Origin of the sequence: Amycolatopsis alba DSM 44262 (genome assembly GCF_000384215.1) — a bacterium.
GTDB lineage: Bacteria > Actinomycetota > Actinomycetes > Mycobacteriales > Pseudonocardiaceae > Amycolatopsis > Amycolatopsis alba.
On the sequence record NZ_KB913032.1, the window covers coordinates 2,116,614 to 2,136,222 of the forward strand.

A 19,609-nucleotide genomic window follows, 5' to 3' on the forward strand; every position below is an offset into this window, starting at 1 on the left:
GATTTGTCGACATCCCGGTGACCACGATCGCAGTGATCTCAGCAGGTCTTGAGCGCCTGATCCAGGTCGTGCCACAGATCCTCGACGTCTTCCAGGCCCACCGACATGCGGATGAGCCGGTCGGTGACGCCCGCGCCGCGCCGGTCGTCCTCGGCGACGATCCGGTGGCTGATCGACGCGGGATGCTGGATGAGCGAGTCAACGCTGCCGAGGCTGACCGCCGGGGTGATCAGCCGGACCGCGCCGATGAGCGCGTGCGGATCGCCGTCGACCTCGAACGCGATCAGCGGGCCACCGACGCGCGGGTAGTGCACGGCGCTCACGTTCGCGTGACCGCGCAACCGCTCGACGAGTTCGGCGGCCGTCGCGGAAGCGGCGTTGACGCGCAGCGGCAGTGTCGAAAGGCCGCGAAGCAGCATGTACCCGGCCAGCGGGTGCAGCACGCCGCCGGTGGCGAAGCGGATCTGCCGCAACATCCCGGCGTCCTCGGCGCTACAGGCCACGACGCCGCCCATGACGTCGCCGTGGCCACCGAGGAACTTGGTCGCGCTGTGCAGGACGAAGCGGGCTCCATGACGTCCGGGCCGCTGAAGCACCGGAGTCGCGAAGGTGTTGTCGACCAGCACCGGGACCTCGCCCGCGGCGCGCACGATCTCGGCGATGTCGACCTCGCGCAGGGTCGGATTCGCGGGGGTTTCGAGCAGGACCAGCCCGGTGTCGGGGCGCAGCGCCGCGGCGACACCTTCCGGATCGGCCCAGGTCACCTCGGTGCCGAGCAGCCCGGACGTGAGCATGTGGTCGGTGCAGCCGTAGACCGGCCGGACGGCGACGACATGCCGCTTGCCCTGCGCGACGGCGGCGAGCAGCGAGGCCGACACCGCGGCCATGCCGGTGGCGAACGCGACGGCGTCGTCGAACCCTTCGAGCTCGGCCAGCGCTTTCTCGAACCGCTCGACGGTCGGATTGCTCAGCCGCCCGTAGACCGGGAGCCCGGACAGCGAGCCCGTCGAGGCGAACTCGTCGATGCGGCCCGCCTCCTCGACGCTGTCCCGCGACGGGTAGGTCGTGGACAGGTCGAGCGGAGCGGCGTGGACGCCGAGGTCCGTGAGATCGTCACGGCCGGCGTGGACGGCTCGGGTGCGCAGCGTTGCGGTCATACTCCAGATGGTGCGTTTTTCTCCGGATCAGGCGCAATATCCTCGGATATCATTCGCTGATGTCGGATTCTGTCGAACTGAGCACGGTCGACCTGCGGATTCTGCGGCTCCTCCAGAACGACGCACGGATCTCGAACAAGGATCTGGCTGCCGAGGTCGGTGTCGCACCCTCGACCTGTCTCGACCGCGTCAACCGGCTGCGGGAGCTCGGGGTGATCGTCGGCCAGCGCGCGGAGGTGGCCGCCGCCAAACTCGGCCGCCCGCTCGAAGCGCTCCTGTTCGTCCAGGTCCGCCCGCACCGGCGGGCGCTGGTCGACTCGTTCGTCGAGCATCTGCTCGCGCTGCCCGAGGTCCGTGCCGTCTACCACCTGACCGGCCCGGACGACTTCCTCGCGCACGTCGCCACCGCTTCGGCGACCGAGCTGCAACGGCTGGTCCTCGACGAACTGACCGCGCGCGACGAGGTCGCGCGGGTGCACACGAACCTGGTCTTCCAGCACTGGAGCGGGGGACCTTTGCTACCGCCGGCCTAGGCGCTAATCGATACGGACCTTGACCGGATGCGTGACGTCGGCCGGGCAGGTGAAGATGTTCAGCACTCCCTGGCGGGAGAACGACCAGCCCACCGGGTCGTCCTCGGTGACCTCGCACCCGCAGCCGACCTCGTGCTCCTCCGTGGCCAGCGCGATCGTCTGCCGCAGTTCCTCGCCGCACTCCCGGCAGCCCAGATCGACGCGGTCGGTCGCGGACCAGGCCGTCCAGCCGCCGATCTTCGAGTACTGGTCCAGCTCGGGCCAGCCCTCCGGGTCTTCACTCGCGCCCTCGGGGATGCCGAGCGCGGCGCGGGTCTCCGCCGGGAAGTCGCAGAGCCGGGGCAGCTCGTCGATCGAGCACGGTTCGAAAACACACGGCTTCGGCAGGAACGCTGCTTCGGCGCCTTCGGGGGCGGGCGGCGGGTCCGCGATGTCCCCGACCTCGCCGGAATCACGCCAGACCAGCCGGACCGCGGGCCCCTGGTGGTACGGGCTGTTGTGCTCCAGCGGGCAGAACAGGATCTGCAGGACGTCGGTGCCCTCCGGGAAGGGCAGCTCCGGAAAGTCGTCGCGGAAGAACTGCGCCGCGCTGACCATCACCGGGACCGGACCGTCGAGCGGATGCCCGCCCATCCACGCGTCGTCGGACGCGTCGGGGTCGGGCGGCCAGGTCACCGGGCACTCCGGCCACGGTTCGTCCGACGGCCAGAGCAGCGGGCCGCCGATATGGCTTTCGTCCGGACGGGGCACCCCCGGCGCGGGGTGCAGCCGGATGGCCGTCCGGACCAGGTCGTTCAAGCCGGGGATGGGCACCCCGTCGTATGTCAGCTGACGCACCCAGGGGAGCTTAGAGGTCCGGCAGCGGATCTTCAGGTTTTGAGGCGTCCCGCATGATTTCCGCGTCGGCGGCGTGGACGACCGCGATGTACTCGTCGTCGATCTCGTAGTCGACGCCGTTGAACTTGAACCAGGGGACGGTCGACGTGTCGACCGGCCCGATCCGGTGGTTTCGCAGGGACGTCGAGATGACGCGCTTCGGCGTCTTCCGGCTCAGATATCCGGTCGTCAGGATCGTGATCGTCTTGCGGGTCACCGCGAAGAACACGCTGGGATTGGTACTGCCGAAGATGTCGGCAGGGAACACATACTGGATCTCGTCGTCCGGGTCGAGGAACTCCGCGATCCGCTTCCTGACCCCCGAGGAAACTGGCATGCCCTCCAAAGTACCGATTACCGGGCCGAGTAGTCCTTGAAACCCTTCCCCGTCTTCCGGCCGAGCCGCCCGGCGGTCACCAGGTGCTCCAGCAGCGGCGCGGGCGCGAAGCCCTCTTCGCGGAACTCGTTGAACAGGGTCCGCTGGATCGCCAGCGAAACGTCCAGCCCGACGACGTCGAGCAGTTCGAACGGGCCCATCGGCAGCCCGCAGCCCACCTTCATCGCGGTGTCGATGTCGTCGGCCTCCGCGTAGTGCGCCTCCAGCATCTTCACCGCGTCGTTCAGGTACGGGAACAGCAGCGCGTTGACGATGAACCCGGCCCGGTCGCCGCAGTGCACGGGGTGCTTGCCCACCGCCGCGCAGACGGCGTCGACGGTCGCGATCACGTCGGGCGCGGTGGCGATGGTCGAGACGACCTCGACGAGCTTCATCACCGGCGCCGGGTTGAAGAAATGCACGCCGACGACGTCGGAGGGGCGCGAGGTGGCGGCCGCGCATTCGATGACCGGCAGTGAGGACGTGGTCGTCGCCAGCACCGCGCCCGGCTTGACGACGTCGTCGAGCGCGGCGAACACGGCCTGCTTGACGGCGAGGTCCTCGGCCACGGCTTCGACGACGAGGTCGACGTCGCCCAGTTCGTCGAACTCCACCGCGGGCGAGATCCGGCCGAGCGCGGCGGCGGCATCCCCTTCGGACAGCTTGCCCTTGACGACGGCCTTGTCCAACGACTTCTTCACCCGCGCGACCGACGCCGCGGCCTTCTCCGCGCTCCGCGCCCGCAGGATGACATCGTAACCGCGTTTCGCGAACACCTCGACGATGCCGGTCGCCATGGTCCCGGTCCCGACGACGCCGACCTTGCGCACCTCACGCGGCGCCACGGTGTCCACTGTGGACGCGGTGACCGCGTCGGTGACCGTCGGCGAATCGGGTGCGTCGTAGGTGTAGAAGCCCCGCCCCGTCTTCCGCCCGAGCAGCCCGGCGGTGATCATCTGCTTCAGCAGCGGCGCGGGCGCGTGCAGCCGGTTGCGCGACTGGTGGTACATCGTGTCGAGGATCTCGTACGCGGTGTCCAGCCCGATGAGGTCGAGCAAAGCCAAGGGCCCCATGGGATATCCGCAGCCGAACCGCATCGCCGCGTCGAGATCCTCGCGGGTGGCGTAGCGCTGCTCGTACATCCGCACCGCGTGGTTCAGATACCCGAAGAGCAGGGCGTTCGCGATGAACCCGGCGCGGTCGCCGATCACCACCGGTGTCTTGCCGAGGCGTTCGGCGAACGCGACGACGTCGGTGATCACGTCGGGTTCGGTGACGACGGTGCGCACGATCTCGACCAGTTTGAGGATCGGCGCCGGGTTGAAGAAGTGCATCCCGACGACCTTGCCCGGCCGCGCGGTGTGCACCCCGATCTCGGTGATCGACAGCGACGACGTGTTGGACACGAAGATCGTGTCCGGGCCCGTGATCTTGTCCAGCTCCGCGAACACGTCGGACTTCGCTTCGAGGTTCTCCGGGATCGCCTCGATCACCAGGTCCACATCGGACAGTTCGGCCAGCGACGTGGTGTACCGGATCCGCCCCAGCAGCTCGCTCCGGCCGTCGGCGTCGAGTTTGCCGCCGGACACCGCCCGTTCGGTCGAATGCTCCAGATGACCGCGGCCCCGGCTCACGCCGTCGTCGTCGATCTCCACCGCGACCACGGACACGCCGCTCCTCGCGAGCACCTCGGCGATCCCGGCGCCCATGGTGCCGAGACCGATGACTCCTGCACTCGAGATTTCCCGTGCCACAACCGGCCTCCGGAGGTTACTCGCTGGTAATTTCTCCGATCGTGCCATGCCGGGGCGCGGAAAGCAGCCGCTGTCACCCTCCGAATCGAGTAAGTGTCACTCGCGTCCCGTCAGAACCGGCCGACGTCCTGAAGTCGGTGAGGGCCTTCGCCTCGGCGAGGACGACGACGGCTCACGGGATGTCGCGAAAGCCACTTTCGGGACGTCAGGTGTCCCGAAAGTGGCTTTCGCGACACTGGGCGAGAACGGTGCCACCCCGGCCGTAAGTGTCACTCCCCGAAGTTCTGGTCGACGAGGTCCTTGACCTTGGTGAGCGCTTCTTCGGCCTGTGCTCCCTTGGCCCTGACCTCGATCCGGTCGCCCTGACGTGCGCCGAGCGCCATCAGCGCGAGCACGCTGTTGGCGTCCGCGGTCTCGTCACCAAGCCGCACGGTGACCTCCGCGTCCAGCCCGGCGATGCTCCGGACCAGGACGGCGGCGGGCCGCGCGTGCAGCCCGACGTCGTTCCGCAGTGTGAGTTCGACACTGCTTTCGCCCTCCTGCACGCCGTCGTCGAGCGTGAGGTCCGGCGGAGCGCCCGCGGACGCGGCGGCTTCGGAGACGGCCTGGCGGTCCGCCCCGCCCTGCGCCGCGACGGCGGCGGCGATCGCGCCCTCGACGAGCGGCGCGTCCACGACGAGGGCCGCCGACGGATCCGCGAGCGATTCGACGGCCAGTTCCGCGGTCATCTGCGCGCTGCCGAGGTCGTACAGCAGGACGACCCCCGCGCCCGAATCGGCGCGCTGGGTCGCGGCGACGACCTCGTCGTAATCCGTTCCGATCCCGCCTTCGGGCAGGCCGCCCGCCGCCATGATGGTGACGTCCGGCGCCATCTGCGCGGCGAGTTCCGCGAGCCCTTCGGCGAGTTTGGCGCTGTGGGAGACGAGCACGATTCCGACGCTCACCGGGCGGCCTCCGCGAAAGCGCGCAGCAGCAGCGCCGTCGAACGGGCACCGGGATCCATATGCCCCTTCGCGCGCTCACCGAGGTACGACGCCCGGCCCTTGCGCGCCACGAGATCCACAGTGGACTCGGCGCCCTTGTCGGCGGCGTCCGCGGCCGCGGCCAGGATCGCCGCGACATCGGCACCCGAAGCCTCTTCGGCGGCGGAGACGGCGGGAATGAGCGCGTCGACCATGGTCGCGTCTCCTCCGACGGCCTTGCCACGCGCTTGCACTCCCTCGAGTGCCGCGCGCAGGGCCTCGACGAGCAGCGGCCCGTCCACTTCGGCCGCGTCGCCCAGTTTGACCGACGCGCGCAGGAAAGCCGTGCCGTACAACGGGCCAGCCGCGCCACCGACCTTCGAGATCAACGTCGTGGCGGCGAGTTTCACGACGGCGGCCGGGGTTTCGGGCGTCGCGGTGTCCAAAGCGGACACGATGGCGGTGAACCCACGGTCCATGTTCTCGCCGTGGTCGGCGTCGCCGATCGCGCGGTCGAGGTCGACCAGCTCGGCGCGATGCTCGGCGATCACCGCGGCCGCCGCCCGCAAGGCGGCGGCGAGTGTCTCGGCGGTGCAGGCCATCAGACTCCCCACCTCAGGGCCGGGGTGTTCACCGGCGCGTCCCACAACTCGGTCAGCTCGTCGTCCAGTTTCAGCAACGTCAGGCTCATCCCCTGCATCTCGAGGCTGGTGATGTACGGCCCCACCAGGCGGCGTTCGACCACGATCCCACGCTCGGCCAGCAGCCGCTCGGCGATGCCGTGGGCCAGGTACAGCTCGACCAGCGGGGTGCCGCCCATCGAGTTCGTGAACAGCAGGACCTTGTCCCCCTCGGCGAAGGGCAGGTCCGTGACCACCGCTTCGACCATGCGGGCGACGAGCTCGTCGGCGCTCACCACGGCCGTCCGTTCGATACCCGGTTCGCCGTGGATGCCGATGCCGAACTCGATCTCGTCGTCGGCGAGGTCGAAACTCGGTTCGCCCGCGTGCGGCACGGTCGGCGCGGTGAGCGCGACGCCGATCGAGCGGACCTGGCCGATCACCTTGCGCGCCAAGGCCTCCACCGCGTCGAGCGCGTCGCCCCGTTCGGCGGCGGCACCGGTGATCTTCTCCAGCAGCACCGTGCCGCCGACACCGCGACGACCGGCGGTGTACGTGGAGTCCTTGACCGCGACGTCGTCGTCGATGACCACGCTGCGGACGTCGAGCCCCTCGGCGGCGGCGAGTTCCCCGGCGGTCTCGAAGTTGAGCACGTCACCGGTGTAGTTCTTGACGATCAGCAGCGCGCCCGCGTCGCCGGTGGTGGCCTTGACCGCGGCTTCGACGGCGTCCGGCGTCGGCGAGGTGAACACCGCGCCGGGGACGGCGGCCGACAGCATGCCCTGCCCGACGAAGCCCCCGTGCAGCGGTTCGTGCCCGGAGCCGCCGCCGGAGATCACCGCGACCTTGCCTGCCGATGGCGCGTCCACACGCACCACGATCGCCGGGTCGTCCTCCACGCGCAGGACGTCCGCGTGCGCCGCGGCGAGTCCGCGCAAGGATTCCGCGACCACCGTTTTCGGGTCGTTGATGATCTTCTTCAAGGTGGCCTCCGGCCGTCGGCGGGTGGGGTGTCCCCTTCCTACCTCTCCCGGCCGGATGCCGCCAGGTTCAGGGCTTCGGCAGCTTGGAGATCACCGATTTGGCGATCTTGGCCGCCTTCTCACAGGACGCGGCTTCGTCCTTCTTCTCGTCGTAGTTCTGGTAGCTCACGCCGACGATCTCGACGCCGTCGTCGTCGATCCAGGGCTTGTGCTGCCACTCGATCTTGCACTCGGCGTTGCTGCCCGAGCCGCCCTTCTGATAGGTCGAGACGCCGTCGATGTCGACCTTCTTGCTGCCTTCGCGCGCCTCCGGCGCTATGCCGTGCCGGAAGCCGATCGTGATCCGCGGGTTGGAGCCGGGGGTCCAGTCACAGGCGTGGAAGCTGCTCGGCGAGGTCGCGCCGTGCGGCACGACCTCGGCGAGGACCGCGGGGTCCGCGACGGTGCACGGGTCGACCGCGGTCAGCGTGCCCGTGCCCGCCTGGAACTTCGCCGGTGACGAGTGCAGGGATTTCACGGCCTTGGCCGCCACGGCGCGACCGGTCGCGCAGGGATCGCCGCCGTCGTAGGTGATCGCGAAGCTCATCCCGCGCTCGGGCTTGCGCAGCGTCATGACCCCGACGTCGCAGGACTTGCCGTCCTTGCTCTTGCGCTCGACCTGCGGGAGGCCCTCGACCACCGAAACGGTCGCGCCGCCGCTGTCGTTCAGATAGGTCGAGGCGCCGATGTCGACGCTGATCGTGACCTTCTTGCCGCCGGCGTCGACGACCTTCGTCATGCAGGTGCCGAACGAGGTGAGCGATGGCCTCGGGTCCTCCGGGGTGCCGAGGCTGCTCAAGGCCTCCTTGCCGACGAGCGGGCACGGGTCGATCGTGCGCATCACCGCGGGGGCGACCGCCGGGTCGTTGATGTCCCCTGTCGGCACCTCACCGCCGGAACCGGCTTCGGCGGCGACGGTGGTGCGGGCGAAGTTGGACTTGCCGAGGTTCTGACCGCAGGCCGACACCACGCCGAGCGCGGCGACCAGGGCCAGCACGGACGCGATCCGGCGACGTCGAGCGTTGAGCAGCACGAAGTGCACGGTAGCCGGACCGCCCCGGCGCTGTCCGGACAACCCGGCTATTCGCCGTCTCCGCCGGTCTCGGACGTGGGCGGCACGACGATGGGCCGCAGCTTCGCCCACAGCATGAAGAGCGCCGCGAACACCAGCATGCCGATACCCGCCCACAGGTTGATCCTGACCCCGGCGGCCTTGGCCAGCTCCGCTTCGGTGGTGAACCAGATTCCCATGATCGTGAGCACCAGGCCGTAGCCGCCGATGAGCAGGGCGATGATCAGCCGGATGTCGAAGACGCCGGCCTTCTTGGGAGCTTGGGACGCAGCCATCTCCGGCCTCCTAGAAGATGATGTTGAGCGCGATGGTCAGGATCAGCACGATGCCCGCGAGCAGGCCCGGCTTGCGGTACCAGCCCGCGTCGTCGCCGGTCTCGTCGTGCTTCAGCGACTCCTTCGGGGTGAGGGAGTAGACGAGGCCGACGAGCTGCGATTCCGGTTTGGGCGTGGTGGCGAGCGAGACCCCGACGCTGACCGCGATGTCGACGACGAACGCGGTACCGGCGGCCACGAAGCTGATGCCCTGCCCGGTGAGCCCGAGCACCCCGGCCTGCGACAGCAGCCACACGGTGATCGCGGACGCGGTACCGGCGACAAGGCCGACCCAGCCCGCCGTCGGCGTCATCCGCTTCCAGAACATGCCGAGGATGAAGGTGGCGAACAGCGGCGCGTTGAAGAAGGAGAACAGGTCCTGCAGGTAGGTCAGGATGTTCCCGGAGTTCGACGCGATGAACGCGGTCCCGACCGCCAGCACGGTGCCTGCCGCGGTGACCACGCGGCCGAGGCGGAGGTAGTAGCCGTCCGACTCGTTCTTCTTCACGTACGACTGCCAGATGTCGTAGGTGAAGACGGTGTTGAACGAACTCAGGTTCGCCGCCATCCCGGCCATGAACGACGCGAGGAGACCGGCGATCGCGACGCCGAGCATGCCGTTGGGCAGCAGGTCGCGCATCAGCAGCAGGATCGCGTTGTTGGCGGTCACGCCGCTGGGCGCGTCGCCGCCGTCGAGCAGGACCTGCTTGTCCTGGACGTACTCGGACACGGTGACCGCGGCGATCATGCCGGGGATGATCACGATGAACGGGATCAGCATCTTCGGGAAGGCGCCGATGATCGGCGTCCGCCGCGCGGCCGACATGCTCTTCGACGCCATCGCGCGCTGGACCTCGACGAAGTTCGTCGTCCAATAACCGAACGAGAGCACGAAACCGAGACCGAAGACGAGGCCGAGGATGGAGAGGAAGCTGTTGCCGAATCCGGTGAGGTTGTCACCCGGCCAGGAGGACAGCTGCGCCTCGCCGCCGGGGTCCGCGCTGAGCTTGTCGACCAGGCCCTGCCAGCCGCCGACCTTGACCAGGCCGACGATGGTCAGCGGCAGCAGCGCCGCGACGATCACGAAGAACTGCAGGACCTCGTTGTAGATCGCGGCGGACAGGCCGCCGAGCGCGGTGTAGGAGAGCACGACCACGGCCGCGACGATGATCGACACCCACAGCGGCCAGCCGAGCAGGAGGTTCACCACGCTGGCGAGCAGGAACAGGTTCGCGCCCGCGATGAGGATCTGCGCGCTCGCGAAGCTGATCCCGTTGACCAGGTGGGCGGGTTTGCCGAACCGGCGGAGCATGAACTCCGGGACACTGCGGACCTTCGAGCCGTAATAGAACGGCATCATCACGATGCCGAGGAACAGCATCGCCGGGATCGCGCCGATCCAGAAGTAGTGGACGGTCGGCAGGCCGTAGAGCACGCCGTTGGCCGACATGCCCATGATCTCGACCGCGCCGAGGTTCGCCGAGATGAACGCGAGGCCGGTGACCCAGGCGGGCAGCGAGCGGCCGGAGAGGAAGAAGTCGAGGCTGCTCGAGACCGACTTCCGCGCCATGTACCCGATACCGAGCACCAGCGCGAAATAGAAGGCGAGCAGGACGTAGTCGATCGGACTTGCGTCGAGTCGCAGGTTCGCATCGGCCAGTACGTGCAACCGACCCACCTCCATAGTGAAAATGTCCACGAGAAACGCCGGTATCGCGTCAATCGCGGACCATACTGCATGCATTCAGGAACGGCAGTGCGGGCGGGTGGTGACTGACCGGAAGTGTCTGTTTCCGGGCGGTTCTTGACAATTCCTGTCCTGTTATCGGCAGAACTGCCGTGGCCTGTCCCGGCTTCTCGCGGTTGACTGCGCGGGTGTCCTGGGAGTGGCTCGAACGGTTGTCGTGGATCGCGGGGATCGTCAGCGCACTGGTCGCGGTCGGCACGGCCTGGGCGGCGTATCGGGCGGCCAAGGGGACGACACGCGATCTCGCGCTGCTCATCGCGGCGGCCACCGACAACCCCGAACTGCTGGAAAAGCTGGAGGCGGCGGCGCGGCAGCGGGCCGAGACCGTGCGGCGGCGGCTGCGCACCGTCGTGGCGGCCGCGGGGAACTCGGCCGTGTTCGTCTTTCTCGCCGGCGGGCTCGGCGTCCTGTTCGCGGTGATCCCGGACTATGCCGACACCGAAGCCGTCGGCGGCAGCGCGCCGCGGACCTGGCAGGAGTGCGCCGCCGTGGACGAGGCGACGGTGTGCACGCCGGTGCACGACTACGAGTTGTTCCGGAGCCAGCAGGCGGAGACCCTCTTCGGCGGGGTGCACCGTCCGTCGAAACAAGGCACGGGCAGGCTTTCCGTCGAACTGCCCGACTGCAAGGCGGAGGTTCGGTGGCACGTCTCGGTGGGCGGCGCGGTGGTCGCCGAAGCCGTCTCCCGCGACGACCTGGTGAAGGTGGAGTTCCCGATCGCGAGCGACCAGGCGTACACCTTCGTCGCGGAGCGTCCGGCCGACGACGGCTGCCCCAAGACCACCGTCCGGGTGCGGACCGGGATCACCTTCGACCGTTAGGTCAGCCGGAAAAGGGCCGCTCCGGTTCAGGAGCGGCCCTTTCCCGTGACCGGCGGAGGCTTACCGGTCCGTGGGCAGGCCTACTTCGCCGTCCTCCTTGATCAACCGGGCGAGGACGTCGTCCGGCAGGTACGTGCGGTGCGGGTAGCCCGGACCCCACGAGTTGAGGAACGGCACGGCGCCGAGTTCGTCGGCACGCGGGTTGCCGAGCACCTCGTGCACCTCGTCGACGGTCTTCGCCCAGCGATAGGCCTGGATGCCGTTCTTGACGTCGGGCGTGTAGGCGGCCCGCTTGACGTAATCGTCGTCGGCGTAACTCTCCGACCACGCGACATGTCCCAGTTCGAGCAGCACCTCGGCCGCTGCGCGGACGGACGTGCCGTTGTTGTCACCGGGGTTGGTCTCGTCCCATTCGTCGCGCAGCTTCGCCTGGTCCCACAGCCACCGCGCGGCGTAGAGGTCGGCGTTGAACAACGTCATGCAGCGAGACCAGCCGAAGCCGACGCAAGCGCCTTCCCTGCCCTGGTCGTAGAAGGCGTACTGCTTGTCGCCGTCGGTCGATCCGCCGGGTTCGAGACAGACGCAGTGCCCGCCGCGGATCCGGGTGAGCGTTTTCGCGCCGCCTTTCGCGACGAAGAACTCGCCAGACTTCTCGTCCTTCTCGGGTACGTCGAATTCCTTGTACCAGTTGACGCCGATGACGACCGGCGACCGGGTGGGCCGGTCCTGGGTGGCCAGCGCGGTCAGCGGATAGCGCTCGACGTGGCGCCAGTCGTCCGGGACGAACCGGCCGAGGCGGCCGTCCGCCGGGTCACTGTCGATCGGGCGATAACGCATGGGATCCTCCTATCCCTCAACCCGCCGGAATACCGCCGGCGAGTTCACTGCGGCACAATCTCGGCCAGAAACCGCCGCGCGGCCTCCCGCCCGTTTTCGAAGAGGCGCTTCTTCTCCTCTTCACCGAGCCCGAAGTCGACGGCGGAAATCCCGGTCGTGTCGACGTACACCGTCCGCCGGTTCACACCCTCCTCGTGCAGCCGGTAACGATTCCAGTCCGACAGCAGGGTTTCGAGCGAACCGATGGCGATCCGCAACGCACCCTTCACCGGTTTGTCCCTGCCGCCCGCGGGTTCGCCGGAAAGCTTCACACCCCAGGTCGGCCATCGCGGCTTCTTCTTGTCGGTCCGGTCGAAGACGGTGATCGGGAAGTTCGACAGCAGACCTCCGTCGACCCAGGTCGCCGTGCCCCTCGGGCGGACGTCGAACTGCACGGGCCGGAAATAGAACGGGATCGACATCGACGCGCGGACGGCGTCGACGATCTTCTCAGCGCCGGGATCGTGGCCGTACTGGGAATAATCCCAAGGCAGCCGGACCAGCACGCGGCGGGTCAGGTCGCTGACGTGAACGACGAGGGAATACCGTTGATACGGAAGCAAAGTGCCTTCGGGATCGTCGATGGCGAGATCGGCGAAAGTGCGCACGCCGAGCTCGTCCAGCAACGGCGTGAGCCATTCGGCGAGATAGTCACCGGTATTCATTCCGTCGTGCAGGAGCAGGTCGACACCATCGCCGACCGGACCGGTGATCCGGTCAAGGAAGGACCGATCCTGGAAGCGGTGGCAGTCCATGTCGTTCATCACCGCTTCCAGGCCGTCGAGGTCCCTTTCGGCCTTCTGATAAGCGGCGACCAGTGTCGCGACGATCGCCCCCGCGCTCGTCCCGGCGATGCGGGGGAACGAATAGCCGGCGTCGTGCAACTCCAGCACCGCTCCCAGCAGCCCGATACCTTTGACGCCGCCGCCTTCCAGCACCAGATCGACACGCTTCGGAGAATCCGCCATGGCACATCACCCCTGGACCCGCGACCGCCGCAGGTCGGCGATACCCCTCGCGGAAATCGAGTGTGGCACAACGTGAGACCGGCCAATCCGGCGTTCACCCGAATGGCACAGAAATAGCTGGTTCTTTTGCAGGATGAAGCGAGTTCGTTAATTTCTCGCCGCCCTTTGGGGCATTCCGTGGTGCAAGAAAGAATGCAGATACAAAACCGAGGACTCGATTGGATATCGGCTGTTCACCGCTCGGACGGGTTCTGGGAACACTCGACGACTGCAACGCTTACCTGGAGAAAGGGCTCGCGAGTGGTCAGGACGGTTCTAACCACTCACGAGACCCGCGACCCCCTGGGGTCCGGTGCGGTCTGGCGGGGAGGGCGTGTTGTGAAAGCCACTTTCGCAACGTTGAAGGTTGCGAAAGTGGCTTTCGCAACGCGACCAGCGGGGCGCGTGCTTGGACCGTCGGCAGGGCTGGTCGTGAGTGGTCAGGACGGTCCTAGCCGCGCTGGCTCAGAACAGCCGGAACTCGTCCGACTCGATGCCGCGCAGCGCGTCGTAGTCCAGCGTGAGGCACCGGATCCCCCGGTCCTCGGCCAGCACTCGCGCCTGCGGCTTGATGATCTGTGCCGCGAAGACGCCCTGCACCGGCGCCAGCAGCGGGTCGCGGTTGAGCAGTTCGAGGTATCGCGTCAGCTGTTCGACGCCGTCGATCTCGCCGCGCCGCTTGATCTCGACGGCGACGCTGGCCCCTTCGGCGTCACGGGCCATGATGTCGACCGGCCCGATCGCGGTCGGGAACTCCCGCCGCACCAGGGTGTAGCCGTCGCCGAGGGTCTTGATGTGCTCGGCGAGCAGTTCCTGCAGGTGCGCCTCGACGCCGTCCTTCTGCAGTCCCGGCTCCGCACCGAGTTCCTGGGAATGGTCGTGGAAGATCTCGTCGATCGTGATGACGAGCTTCTCTCCCTGCTTGTTCTCGACGATCCACAGCTTGCCGTCCTCGATCAGCCAGCACGGCGGGCTCATCCAGTTCAGCGGCTTGTAGGCGCGGTCGTCCGAGTGCACGGACACCGAGCCGTCGGCCTTCACGAGCAACAGCCGGGTGGCCATCGGCAGATGGGCGGTCAGACGGCCGGCGTAGTCGACCTGGCAGCGAGCGATCACTAGGCGCACCACGCGAGGGTAGGACAAGCATGGCGATACTGTGCGCATGGACCCCGTTCAGCGTGTCAGCTCGCGTGAGGTGTACCGGAACAACTGGATGACCGTCCGCGAAGACGCCGTCCGGCGGCTCGATGGTTCCGAAGGGATCTACGCGGTCGTCGACAAACCCACGTGCGCCATCATCATTCCCTACGACGGCACCCGGTTTCACCTGGTCGAGCAGTTCCGCTACCCGATCGGACTGCGGCGCTGGGAGTTCCCCATGGGCTCCGCCCCCGATCTGGCCGACGTCCCGGCGCCCGAACTCGCCGCCCGCGAACTGCGCGAGGAGACCGGGCTGCTCGCGGGTTCGATGACCGACCTCGGCGTGACCGACGTCGCCGCCGGCTTCTCGAGCCAGCGCGGGCGCGTGTTCCTGGCCACCGACCTCACCCAGGGTGACACCCAGCGCGAGGTCGAGGAGCAGGACATGCGGACGGCGTGGCTCGAACGTGACGAGTTCGAAAAGATGATCGCTTCGGGTGACATCACCGACGCGCAGACGCTGGCCGCCTACGCGCTGCTGCTCGTGCGCGAACGCGCGTCCTGAGCGCGGGGGTGCGCGCTCAGTCGGGCCACACCGGGGAGCGTTTCTCCAGGAAGGCCGCCATCCCCTCACGAGCACCCGGAAGCTGCGACGCCGCGGCCATCACCTCCAGCGCCAGGGCATAGGCGTCGGCCTCGGGCCGGTCCAGCTGCGCGTAGAGGGTCTGCTTCCCCAGCGCCTTGCTCGCCCGGCTTCCCCTGGTCGCTCGCGCCAGCAAGGAGGCGACGGCCTCGTCGAGCGACACGTCCGGGACCACGCGGTTCACCAGCCCCCAGTCCAGCGCGGTCGCGGCGTCGACGACGTCGCCGGTGAGCGCCAGTTCCATCAGCCGCTTCCGCCCGATCGACCGGGCCACCGGCACCGCGGGGGTGTGACAGAACCAGCCGCCCTTGCCGCCGGGCAGGGCGAACCCGGCGGACTCCGCGGCGACGGCGAGGTCGCAGGAGGCCACCAGCTGGCAGCCCGCCGCGGTCGCGAGCCCGTGCACCCGCGCGACGACGACCTGCGGCACCGACTGCATCGTGCCCATCAGGTCCGTGCACAGCCGCAGCAGTTCACGCACGGACACCAGATCACGCGCGGCGACGTCGCCGAAGTCGTGTCCCGCGGAGAACACCGGCCCGGCGCCCGCCAGGACGATTCCGGTGGCGTCGGTCTCGCCTGCCTCGCGGAAGGCCGCGAGCAGTTCGGCGAGGTGGTCCGCCGACAGCGAGTTCCGCCGCGCGGCGCGGTTCATGGTGATCGTGACGGTGTCGCCGTCCCGTTTCACGAGGATGTGCTCGTACTCGGCCATGCTTCGACGGTAACCGACCGGAACGTCCGGCGATACGAATCGGGTCCGACGCCGACTTCAGCCCGGAGCCGTCGCCGCAGGTTGGCGGCGGTGCCGAGCCCGGAGCGCTGCGCGACCCGCTCCACGGGGAGTTCGGTCGTCTCCAGCAGCCGCCGTGCGAGCCGCACCCGCTGCGCGCGCAGCCAGCGTCCCGGCGTCACGCCGGTGGCCGCCGCGAACTCGCGGTGGAAGGTCCGTTCGCTCAGCCCGGCGTGACCGACCAGGTCGTCGACCCCGATGTCTTCGGCGATCCGCTCCAGCGCCCAGTCCATTGTGGACGAGACGCTCGGCCGCGACGGCTTGGGCGGCAACGGGTTGTCGACATACTGTCGCTGGCCGCCCTCCCGCGCGGGCGGCATCACGAGCCGCCGGGCGAGGGCGGCCGCGACCTCGGCGCCGTGCTCGCGTCGCACCAGGTGCAGGCAGAGGTCCAGCCCGCCGACCACCCCGGCGGACGTCAGGACGGCACCCTCGTCGGTGAACAGGACGTCCCGCTGGACGACGGCGTCGCGAGCGGCGGTTTCCAGCGCGTCCAGCAGCCGCCAGTGCGTGGTGACGGACAGACCGTCGAGCAGCCCCGCGGCGGCGAGGGTGAAGGCCCCGGAACACAGCGACGCCACGGTGATCCCGGCCCGGTGCGCCTTGCGCAACGCGGCGACGGCGGCCGCGGGCACCTCGGCATGCGGATCGACCCTGCCCGGCACGAGGACGAGATCACAGCCCGCGAGCCCGCTCAGCCCGTGCGTCGCCTCGACCTGGCCGAACGGATGACTGGAGACCCGTCCGCGGCCGGGCGCGCACAGCCGGACCTCGAAGGGACCGATGCCGCTGTCGGTACGGTCCACACCCCAGACCTCGCCGATCACGCCCAGGTCGAACGACCGGCTGCCCGGCAGGAGGAGCACACCCACGGTTCGCATGGCAGAAAAGTACCGCATCGCGCGCCTTCTGCCACTCCCCTGCGCCGGGGAAAGAGCCGAAACTCGAAGCCATGACCACTGAAACCAAGGCCCTGCTCGTGATCGACGTCCAGCGCGGCTTCGACAAGCCCGTCTGGGGCCCGCGCAACAACCCCGGCGCGGAGGCCAACATCAAGGCGCTCGTCGACGCCTACCAGGAGCGCGGGCTGCCGATCGTGCTGGTGCACCACGACTCCGTGAAGCCCGGCTCGTCGCTGTGCCCCGGCCAGGAGGGCAACCACTTCAAGCCCGAACTCGACGGCGTGCGCGCGGATCTGGTGTTCGGCAAGAAGGTCAACTCGGCCTTCCACGGCGACATCGACCTCGACGGCTGGCTGAAGACCCGCGGCATCACCTCGTTCGTGCTCGCCGGGATCCAGACGAACTTCTGCTGCGAGACGACGGCGCGTGTCGGCGGAAACCTCGGCTACGACGTGACTTTCGCGCTCGACGCCACTTTCACCTTCGACCTCGCCGGGCCGGACGGGAGCGTCCTCACCGCCGACGAGCTGGCCAAGGCGACCGCGACGAACCTGCACGGCGGCGGATTCGCCACGGTCACCTCGACGAAGGAGATCCTGAGCGCGCTTTGAGACCCGTCCTTACCGCTCACGACCGCCGAGAGACTGCGCGGCCCGGACACAGGCCGCGTGTCGCGAAAGCCACTTTCGCGACGTCTGATGTCCCGAAAGTGGCTTTCGCGACACGATCACCGGGTAGCGCCCAGGGCGGGCGCCTAAGGCGTGACTCGCGTGATCCGTCTCCGATCACGCATGACCGCCCACCTCACCCGAACACGACACCCTTGGCTCTAGCGACCCACAACACTCACGAGGCCCGACACCTCACGCCCGGTCGATCACCGCCTTGAGGAACCGCCGCGTCCGGTCGTGGTCCGGATCGTTGAACAGTTTGTCCGGCGCGGCGTCCTCCAGCACCTGTCCTTCGTCGAACATCATCACCCGATCCGACACGTCCCGCGCGAACTGCATTTCGTGCGTGACACAAAGGATCGTGATGTCGGTCGACGCCGCGATCTCGTGCAGCACGCGCAGCACGTCGGCGACCAGTTCCGGGTCGAGTGCCGAGGTCACCTCGTCCAGCAGCAGCACGTCCGGCCGCATCGCGAGCGCGCGGGCGATCGCGACGCGCTGCTGCTGGCCGCCGGAGAGCCGGGTGGGATGCGCGTCCTTCTTGTCCGCGAGCCCCACCATTTCCAGCAGTTCGACGGCCCGCGCCTCGGCCTCGTCACGCGGGACGCCGAGCGAGTGGACCGGCGCCTCGGTGATGTTGCGCAGCACGTTCATGTTGGGGAACAGGTTGAACTGCTGGAACACCATGCCGATCCGCTTGCGCACCTCCCGGAGGTACTTTTCGTCGGCGGGCACCAGTTTCCCGCCGCGCTTCTGATGACTCAGGTAGTCACCGCAGACCTCGATGGTGCCGCCGTCGACTTTCTCCAAGGTCATCAGCAGCCGCAGGATCGTCGTCTTCCCGGACCCGCTCGGCCCGATCAGCGAAACGAATTCTCCTGGCGCGACGGTGAAATCGAGGTCCCGCAACACGACGTGGTCGCCGTAGGACTTGACCACCTGCGAGAACCGGATCATCGGGGAATCAACCGTGGGCGGCACGTCGCTCCAACCTTCTCACCAGAATCGAAGCCGGCAGGCTCACCAGCAGGAACAGCACCCCGGCCAGGGTGTACGGCTCGATGACGCGGAACGTCTCGGCACCGACCTCCTTGGCCCTCGCCAGCACGTCGACGACGCCGATCGCCAGCAGCAGCGGGGTTTCCTTGAACATCGAGATCGTGTAGTTGCCGAGTGCGGGCAGCACCCTCGGGACAGCCTGCGGCAGGACGACCGCGGTCCACACGCGAGACCTCGGCAGGTTCAGCGCGGTCGCGGCCTCCCACTGTCCTTTAGGGACAGCTTCGATCCCCGCCCGGTAGACCTCGGCCGCGTAGGTCGCGTAATGCACGCCGAGCGCCACCACACCGGTGACGAACGGCGACATCGTGAACCCTGTCAGCGGCGGCACGACGTAGAAGATCGCGAACACCTGGATCAGCAACGGCGTACTGCGGACGAACTCGATGAACAGCAGGACCGCCTGGGGCAGAACAGGAATCCCCGTCCGGCGGAGCAGCGCGAACACCAGGCCGAGCGCGTACCCGACCACCGAAGCGAGCAAGGTGATATCGACGGTGACGAGAAGCCCTTCCAGCAGAAGAGGAATCGACTTCGCGGCCGCTTCCCAGCTCCAGTCCATCACACACCTCCCGCGATGGCGGTCATCTTGGCCGGAGCGCGGCCGAGGCGCCGGGCCGCGAACCGTTCCAGCAGCCGCATCCCGCCGGTGATCAGCAGCGCGAGCACGAGATAGAGCACGAGTTCGGTGCCGTAGATCCAGCCGAGTTCGGCACCGAACACCGGTCGCAGCAGTTCACCCTGTCGCGCCATCTCCGGAACGGCGATGAACGACAGCAGGGCGGTGCTCTTCAGCAACTGGATGAACAGGTTGTTGAACGGTGGCAGCATTTCCGCGAACGCCTGCGGCAGGATCACCCGCCGCATCCGCTGGACCGGCGTCAGATTGAGCGCGACGGCGCCCTCGAACTGCGCCCGTGGAACGGAATTCACCGCGCCACGGACGATCTCGGCGCCGTAGGCCCCGTGGTTGAGCCCGAGTACCAGGATGCCGGCGAACATCGGCACCAGCTGGAAACCGACCAGCACCGGAAGGACGAAGTACAGCCAGAACAACTGGACGACTTCCGAGGTGCCGCGGAAGATCTCCACATAGACACGGGAAATCCCGCGCACCACGCGGGACGGCGATCTCAGCGCGAGACCGGCGGCCAGTGCGAGCACGACAGTGAGCGCGATCCCGCCGAGCGCGGCGGTGACGGTCGCGGTCAGTCCACTGAGGACGGACGTGATGATGTGCGATACCGAAGACGACATGACGCCGGCC

22 protein-coding genes are annotated in these 19,609 nt (G+C 68.3%); 4 read left to right on the plus strand and 18 right to left on the minus strand.

From position 1 onward, the window contains the following. Positions 1-38: 38 nt before the first annotated feature. Positions 39-1,157 (minus strand): trans-sulfuration enzyme family protein, encoded by a 1,119-nt coding sequence (locus tag AMYAL_RS0109840; RefSeq protein WP_020631137.1) that lies wholly within the window; start codon positions 1,155-1,157, stop codon positions 39-41. A gap of 59 nt (positions 1,158-1,216) precedes the next feature. Between AMYAL_RS0109840 and AMYAL_RS0109845 the strand changes: the two genes are divergently transcribed. Beyond that, positions 1,217-1,690, plus strand: coding sequence for an Lrp/AsnC family transcriptional regulator (locus tag AMYAL_RS0109845; protein WP_020631138.1), 474 nt, complete (start codon positions 1,217-1,219; stop codon positions 1,688-1,690). Positions 1,691-1,693: 3 nt separating this feature from the next. On the opposite strand, the gene AMYAL_RS0109850 is transcribed toward AMYAL_RS0109845, so the two are convergent. The 9 genes from AMYAL_RS0109850 to AMYAL_RS0109890 form a co-directional block, all read right to left on the minus strand. Next, entirely contained in the window at positions 1,694-2,527 is an 834-nt protein-coding gene (locus AMYAL_RS0109850; RefSeq protein ID WP_020631139.1) for a YwqG family protein, read from the minus strand. Between the two features lie 10 nt (positions 2,528-2,537). Next, positions 2,538-2,903: a hypothetical protein gene (locus tag AMYAL_RS0109855; protein ID WP_020631140.1), complete on the minus strand. Its 366-nt coding sequence runs from the start codon at positions 2,901-2,903 to the stop codon at positions 2,538-2,540. A gap of 17 nt (positions 2,904-2,920) precedes the next feature. Continuing rightward, positions 2,921-4,696: a 3-hydroxyacyl-CoA dehydrogenase family protein gene (locus AMYAL_RS0109860; protein ID WP_026466916.1), complete on the minus strand. Its 1,776-nt coding sequence runs from the start codon at positions 4,694-4,696 to the stop codon at positions 2,921-2,923. A gap of 269 nt (positions 4,697-4,965) precedes the next feature. Then, positions 4,966-5,640: a dihydroxyacetone kinase phosphoryl donor subunit DhaM gene (gene dhaM, locus AMYAL_RS0109865; protein WP_020631142.1), complete on the minus strand. Its 675-nt coding sequence runs from the start codon at positions 5,638-5,640 to the stop codon at positions 4,966-4,968. Then, on the minus strand, positions 5,637-6,260 hold the full coding sequence (gene dhaL, locus AMYAL_RS0109870; RefSeq protein WP_020631143.1) for a dihydroxyacetone kinase subunit DhaL: 624 nt from the start codon (positions 6,258-6,260) through the stop codon (positions 5,637-5,639). The genes dhaM and dhaL overlap by 4 nt, the downstream gene beginning before the upstream one ends. Continuing rightward, positions 6,260-7,261: a dihydroxyacetone kinase subunit DhaK gene (dhaK, locus tag AMYAL_RS0109875; RefSeq protein ID WP_020631144.1), complete on the minus strand. Its 1,002-nt coding sequence runs from the start codon at positions 7,259-7,261 to the stop codon at positions 6,260-6,262. Before dhaK ends, dhaL begins: the two co-directional genes overlap by 1 nt. Positions 7,262-7,328: 67 nt before the next feature. Continuing rightward, entirely contained in the window at positions 7,329-8,333 is a 1,005-nt protein-coding gene (locus AMYAL_RS0109880) for a DUF3558 domain-containing protein (RefSeq protein ID WP_245192857.1), read from the minus strand. Positions 8,334-8,380: 47 nt separating this feature from the next. Continuing rightward, a complete protein-coding gene (locus AMYAL_RS0109885) occupies positions 8,381-8,647 on the minus strand; it encodes a hypothetical protein (RefSeq protein ID WP_020631146.1) in 267 nt (88 codons plus the stop codon). 10 nt (positions 8,648-8,657) lie between these two features. Then, a complete protein-coding gene (locus AMYAL_RS0109890) occupies positions 8,658-10,355 on the minus strand; it encodes a sodium:solute symporter family protein (protein WP_026466917.1) in 1,698 nt (565 codons plus the stop codon). A gap of 206 nt (positions 10,356-10,561) precedes the next feature. Here AMYAL_RS0109890 and AMYAL_RS0109895 point away from each other — a divergent pair, with 206 nt between their 5' ends. Beyond that, entirely contained in the window at positions 10,562-11,254 is a 693-nt protein-coding gene (locus AMYAL_RS0109895; RefSeq protein WP_020631148.1) for a hypothetical protein, read from the plus strand. Between the two features lie 60 nt (positions 11,255-11,314). Here the strand turns inward: AMYAL_RS0109895 and AMYAL_RS0109900 are convergent, their stop codons facing one another. The 3 genes from AMYAL_RS0109900 to nucS all read right to left on the minus strand — a co-directional run bounded on the left by AMYAL_RS0109900 (position 11,315) and on the right by nucS (position 14,262). After that, positions 11,315-12,091: a hypothetical protein gene (locus AMYAL_RS0109900; RefSeq protein ID WP_020631149.1), complete on the minus strand. Its 777-nt coding sequence runs from the start codon at positions 12,089-12,091 to the stop codon at positions 11,315-11,317. Positions 12,092-12,135: 44 nt separating this feature from the next. Beyond that, positions 12,136-13,098 (minus strand): patatin-like phospholipase family protein, encoded by a 963-nt coding sequence (locus tag AMYAL_RS0109905; protein WP_020631150.1) that lies wholly within the window; start codon positions 13,096-13,098, stop codon positions 12,136-12,138. 504 nt (positions 13,099-13,602) lie between these two features. After that, positions 13,603-14,262, minus strand: a complete 660-nt coding sequence (gene nucS, locus AMYAL_RS0109910) for an endonuclease NucS (RefSeq protein ID WP_026466918.1) — start codon at positions 14,260-14,262, stop codon at positions 13,603-13,605. Between the two features lie 37 nt (positions 14,263-14,299). Here nucS and AMYAL_RS0109915 point away from each other — a divergent pair, with 37 nt between their 5' ends. Next, a complete protein-coding gene (locus AMYAL_RS0109915; RefSeq protein ID WP_020631152.1) occupies positions 14,300-14,842 on the plus strand; it encodes an NUDIX domain-containing protein in 543 nt (180 codons plus the stop codon). Between the two features lie 16 nt (positions 14,843-14,858). Here AMYAL_RS0109915 and AMYAL_RS0109920 read toward each other — a convergent pair whose 3' ends face one another. Together AMYAL_RS0109920 and AMYAL_RS0109925 are read right to left on the minus strand one after the other, a co-directional pair. Beyond that, positions 14,859-15,632: an enoyl-CoA hydratase-related protein gene (locus AMYAL_RS0109920; protein WP_020631153.1), complete on the minus strand. Its 774-nt coding sequence runs from the start codon at positions 15,630-15,632 to the stop codon at positions 14,859-14,861. After that, positions 15,605-16,591, minus strand: a complete 987-nt coding sequence (locus AMYAL_RS0109925; protein ID WP_020631154.1) for a GlxA family transcriptional regulator — start codon at positions 16,589-16,591, stop codon at positions 15,605-15,607. The genes AMYAL_RS0109920 and AMYAL_RS0109925 overlap by 28 nt, the downstream gene beginning before the upstream one ends. A 71-nt stretch (positions 16,592-16,662) precedes the next feature. On the opposite strand from AMYAL_RS0109925, the gene AMYAL_RS0109930 reads away from it, so the two are divergent. Then, entirely contained in the window at positions 16,663-17,223 is a 561-nt protein-coding gene (locus AMYAL_RS0109930) for a cysteine hydrolase family protein (protein WP_020631155.1), read from the plus strand. A gap of 252 nt (positions 17,224-17,475) precedes the next feature. Here the strand turns inward: AMYAL_RS0109930 and ehuA are convergent, their stop codons facing one another. The 3 genes from ehuA to ehuC are packed head-to-tail and all read right to left on the minus strand — an operon-like array spanning position 17,476 to position 19,599. Then, positions 17,476-18,240 carry an ectoine/hydroxyectoine ABC transporter ATP-binding protein EhuA gene (gene ehuA, locus AMYAL_RS0109935; RefSeq protein WP_020631156.1) on the minus strand — a complete coding sequence of 255 codons (765 nt, stop codon included), beginning with the start codon at positions 18,238-18,240 and terminating at the stop codon, positions 17,476-17,478. A 7-nt stretch (positions 18,241-18,247) separates the two neighbouring features. After that, positions 18,248-18,904 carry an ectoine/hydroxyectoine ABC transporter permease subunit EhuD gene (gene ehuD, locus AMYAL_RS0109940; protein WP_020631157.1) on the minus strand — a complete coding sequence of 219 codons (657 nt, stop codon included), beginning with the start codon at positions 18,902-18,904 and terminating at the stop codon, positions 18,248-18,250. Then, positions 18,904-19,599 (minus strand): ectoine/hydroxyectoine ABC transporter permease subunit EhuC, encoded by a 696-nt coding sequence (gene ehuC / locus AMYAL_RS0109945; protein WP_020631158.1) that lies wholly within the window; start codon positions 19,597-19,599, stop codon positions 18,904-18,906. The genes ehuD and ehuC overlap by 1 nt, the downstream gene beginning before the upstream one ends. Positions 19,600-19,609: the final 10 nt, after the last annotated feature.